The organism is Sphaerospermopsis kisseleviana CS-549 (assembly GCF_028329225.1).
GTDB lineage: Bacteria > Cyanobacteriota > Cyanobacteriia > Cyanobacteriales > Nostocaceae > Sphaerospermopsis > Sphaerospermopsis kisseleviana.
In genome coordinates this window covers 1-3,638 of the sequence record NZ_JAQMTI010000199.1, presented here as the reverse complement: position 1 = coordinate 3,638, position 3,638 = coordinate 1, and the positions used below count along the sequence as shown (strand labels likewise).

Below are 3,638 nucleotides of genomic sequence, written 5' to 3'. Positions count from 1 at the left end.
TCTAGAACACCGATTCATTAATCGTCAGGGCGAAGCATTCGGGTGATAACCTATCGCTAAAACCATTGATATTCTGTCCGAATGCTTCGCCCCTACAAGGTAAAAACAGATTACCTAGCATTACTGAATCGACGCTCTAGGGGTACTGCCCAACTTAAACGGATAATTTGTTGATGTAATGTTTCTGTTGTTGGTGTACCATCTATATACATTGAGGGATTTTCCCAAATAGGAAAAGCGTGCATCCCATTAACTCCGACTAACTCACCTTGTGTATTTAATAATGGTCCGCCGCTCATGCCTTTGTCAAGTTGGTTGGTGTATCCTATTTGATATCCCCCTGATAGTGCTTTTTCTAAGACTAAGGCTATTTTACCAGTGGTGAGTGTAATTTCTTTAACTGTGCTGTTTTCCTGGTTGACGGGAAAACCAACTACAAATACTTCATCTCCGGTTTTGGGTTTCTCTCCCATAACTGCAACTGCATAATTTTCTCTGCTGGAAAATTCTAATATCCCTAAATCATATTTTTCTAACTTTGCTGTTTTTGATACTTCTGCTTTATATACTTTCCCATCTGGAGTTACTATTTTATAAGGTGGTTCATCTGCTGCTAATACATGAGCGTTGGTTAAAACAGTATAGATATTATCTTGTTTATTATCTTGTTTATTATCTTGTTTATTATCTTGTTTTTTCAGTAAAATTCCTGAACCCAGGAAGTCTGTGGATAGCACTTTGACGGTAATAGTTGCTGCTTGTTTTTTTAACTCGCTTTGAGAAAGTTCGGTTTTTATTTGTTCCCTGTTTCCATTTTGACTTTGATTTACCTCAGAAACATTTACAGAGATACCTGTATTAGCGGTTGATGTTGACAGTAGGAGAGATAACCCGCTAACACAGGTAATAATTTTAATAGGTTTGAAATCAAGCAGTTTAAAATCAAGCAATTTAAAAACAGACCTTAGTTTTTTATTCACTTGCTAAATTATCGAAATAGATATCAAAATCAAACATAATATCCTCAGGATCTCCTGTTTGAATGTCGATTTTACCTGCTGCTAAAGCACTTTTGTCAAAAAGTTTAGCGGCTACCGCTTTTCTATTTGCACCCGGTTTGAGAGTAAAAAGTAAATTTCGACTGTTACAGACTGTGTTAGAGTCACTTCCAGAGCAAATTACAAGTTGTTTGTTAATTATACCACTAACGATTTTCTTTAGTGTACCATGATCATAATTGCGCTGAAATCTTGATGACACTTCACGACATCTGGCTTCAGGACTATAAGGTGCAGGAAAATCTGTAGAATTCCATCTTATCACCCTGTATTTTCTCCCGTCCTCTGTGCGTGCAAAGGTGAAATATTTACCACCAACTATATCACAATAAAATTTAGTACCTTCTGCGTAGCTAGGTTTACTGAAGCTGACGGTTGTAGCTAAAGCCAGTAAAGATGACAAAATAACAATTTTTGATGTTCTGAGTTTCATGTTGTTTTGGCGTTGACAGTAATTTTATACCCGAAATATTACATTTTAACTTTTTCTCTTCCTTTGCGTCTTTGCGCCTTTGCGTGAGATATAAAATTATAGTATAAATTAACAATCTCCCAAAAACAAGATTTGTAAATGATCTAAATATTTTCTCTGCAATTGTACCTGTGCATTACCTTTATATACAGCAATTTCTACCCATCCATGACTACCAACCAAAGCTAAAATTTCCCCAACTTCCACATCACTGTAAGTTTCACATCCTGGTATTTGCAAACCTTGAACTTCTACACACCAGGTTTTACCCTCCACAAACCTACCAGGAATATTACTGATTAAATTACCAAAGTGATCTATATATTGAATACAACCTGCTATACCGTTAGTAATTTCTCGACATTCGCCAATATCTAATTTTACCAAAGTTTCAGGATTGATTTCTCTGCCTAAGTTTTGCACAGATACACCACTTGCTAAATGTGCTGCGACAGGTGCGAAAATATCTCTACCGTGAAAGGTGCTGCTAGGTTGAGATATTCGCCAATATTGAGAGTTTGTTAACTCTACTGCTGTTATTACTTTATTTTCAGCAATTATACCGCTAAAAATGCCGTTATCTGGTCCGACAAGATAACATTGATCTAATTTTAGAGCGATCGCTCTCCTTTGACTACCCACCCCCGGATCTACTACTGCTAAATGTACCGTACCCTGGGGAAAATAAGGATAGGCATTCATCAAGGAAAATCTAGCTGCGGCGATGTTTTGCGGTGGAATTTGATGATTTAAATCTATTAAGGTCAGATTTGGATTAATTTGGCAAATTATACCTTTCATTACTCCGACATATACATCATCATATCCAAAATCACTTAATAAGGTCAAAATTTTTGCTTGATTCATATAAATTCAAAATTTTTCATTCATTACTTCATTTAAAATTTACAATTATTAAAAATTGTCTGTAACGATAATTACAAAAAATCTGGTATTTTATAAAAACATGACATCATCAAAAATATCAAGGTCAAAATTATGGCGATAAATATTAATCGAATACAAGCAGTTAAAAAAGCTGATGAAGCACATAGACAAAACCTGAAAAAAAACGTTGAACATCGTCTAGAAATGGCAAGATTAAAAGGTGATGAGCAACTTATTCGTCAATTAGAAGCAGAACAAGCTTATTACCAGTGAATTATTTCCTTTTTTTGATGTTTATTAATGTTTATTCATGTTAATTGGTGTTAATTTTTTAGAATTTTTAGTTTGGTTGTGTGTTTACCTGCGAAAGCAGGTTTTTTTTTAGTATCGTAAAATCAAGACTCAACAAAAAACCAGGGTAAGATAAGCTGTTACACAGCTAAATTGTATAGGACTAATATTTTAAACTCTTGTTTAACAGGCAAGATGCCTGTTCCACTTATACAAATTAAATGCACAACAGCTTAATTCCCCTGAAACTTCCTAAAATTTGTTTAATTTTGGTAGTTTTTCAATAATCGACAATTAACAATGAACAATTGACAATGAGGAAGAATATTGAAAAAGCGGATTTTTTTGGGTTTTATCCCCTTGAAAGGGGAGGGTTTAAGCCTTGAATTAAACAATGATCAATTGTCAATTGTCAATTATCAATTGTTAATTGTTATTTATTCAGCATTGAGGATTTTAGGAACTTTGAAAAAATCACCTTCCTGTTCAGGTGCGCTGTTAAGAATACCCTCTCTGTTAGTATAGGGTTTTAATATATCCTCTCTTGTTATATTGCTAACATCAATCGCTCTGGTTGTGGGAGGTACATCAGCAACATCAAGCTCGCTCAGTTGCTCGATATATTCTAAAATACTACCAAGTTGAGTAGTAAATTTTTCTTCCTCTTCTGGTGTTAATTCTAACCGAGCGAGGTTAGCAACTTTATGGACTTGTTCACGATCTATCATTTTTAGGGAATTGGGAATTGGGAATTGGGAATTGGGAATTGGGAATTGGGAATTGGGAATAGGGAATAGGGAATAGGGAATAGGGAATTGGGAATTGGGAATTGGGAATTGGGAATATATAGTAAGAATTTAGTTTTTACCCAGTCACCAGTCACCAGTCACCAGTCACCAGTCACCAGTCACCAGTCACCAGTCACCAGT

General features: G+C 35.2%; 5 protein-coding genes. 1 reads left to right on the top strand and 4 read right to left on the bottom strand.

What is annotated here, in order from left to right; all coding sequences use genetic code 11:
• Positions 1 to 110: 110 nt before the first annotated feature.
• The 3 genes from PN497_RS16285 to PN497_RS16275 all read right to left on the bottom strand — a co-directional run bounded on the left by PN497_RS16285 (position 111) and on the right by PN497_RS16275 (position 2,397).
• Positions 111 to 980: a S1 family peptidase gene (locus PN497_RS16285; RefSeq protein WP_272110699.1), complete on the bottom strand. Its 870-nt coding sequence runs from the start codon at positions 978 to 980 to the stop codon at positions 111 to 113.
• Positions 973 to 1,491 carry a COP23 domain-containing protein gene (locus PN497_RS16280; RefSeq protein WP_096566069.1) on the bottom strand — a complete coding sequence of 173 codons (519 nt, stop codon included), beginning with the start codon at positions 1,489 to 1,491 and terminating at the stop codon, positions 973 to 975. The genes PN497_RS16285 and PN497_RS16280 overlap by 8 nt, the downstream gene beginning before the upstream one ends.
• Positions 1,492 to 1,599: 108 nt before the next feature.
• Positions 1,600 to 2,397, bottom strand: a complete 798-nt coding sequence (locus PN497_RS16275) for an SAM hydrolase/SAM-dependent halogenase family protein (protein WP_096566071.1) — start codon at positions 2,395 to 2,397, stop codon at positions 1,600 to 1,602.
• 132 nt (positions 2,398 to 2,529) lie between these two features.
• On the opposite strand from PN497_RS16275, the gene pirA reads away from it, so the two are divergent.
• Entirely contained in the window at positions 2,530 to 2,691 is a 162-nt protein-coding gene (pirA, locus tag PN497_RS16270) for an arginine synthesis PII-interacting regulator PirA (RefSeq protein WP_162501974.1), read from the top strand.
• A gap of 455 nt (positions 2,692 to 3,146) precedes the next feature.
• Here the strand turns inward: pirA and gatC are convergent, their stop codons facing one another.
• On the bottom strand, positions 3,147 to 3,437 hold the full coding sequence (gene gatC, locus PN497_RS16265) for an Asp-tRNA(Asn)/Glu-tRNA(Gln) amidotransferase subunit GatC (protein WP_096566073.1): 291 nt from the start codon (positions 3,435 to 3,437) through the stop codon (positions 3,147 to 3,149).
• Positions 3,438 to 3,638: the final 201 nt, after the last annotated feature.

Excerpts from the sequence above, each read along its gene's own strand:
- PN497_RS16275 (WP_096566071.1), bottom strand. The coding sequence starts at position 2,397 with ATGAATCAAGCAAAAATTTTGACCTTATTAAGTGATTTTGGATATGAT.
- PN497_RS16280 (WP_096566069.1), bottom strand. The coding sequence starts at position 1,491 with ATGAAACTCAGAACATCAAAAATTGTTATTTTGTCATCTTTACTGGCT.
- gatC (WP_096566073.1), bottom strand. The coding sequence starts at position 3,437 with ATGATAGATCGTGAACAAGTCCATAAAGTTGCTAACCTCGCTCGGTTA.
- pirA (WP_162501974.1), top strand. The coding sequence starts at position 2,530 with ATGGCGATAAATATTAATCGAATACAAGCAGTTAAAAAAGCTGATGAA.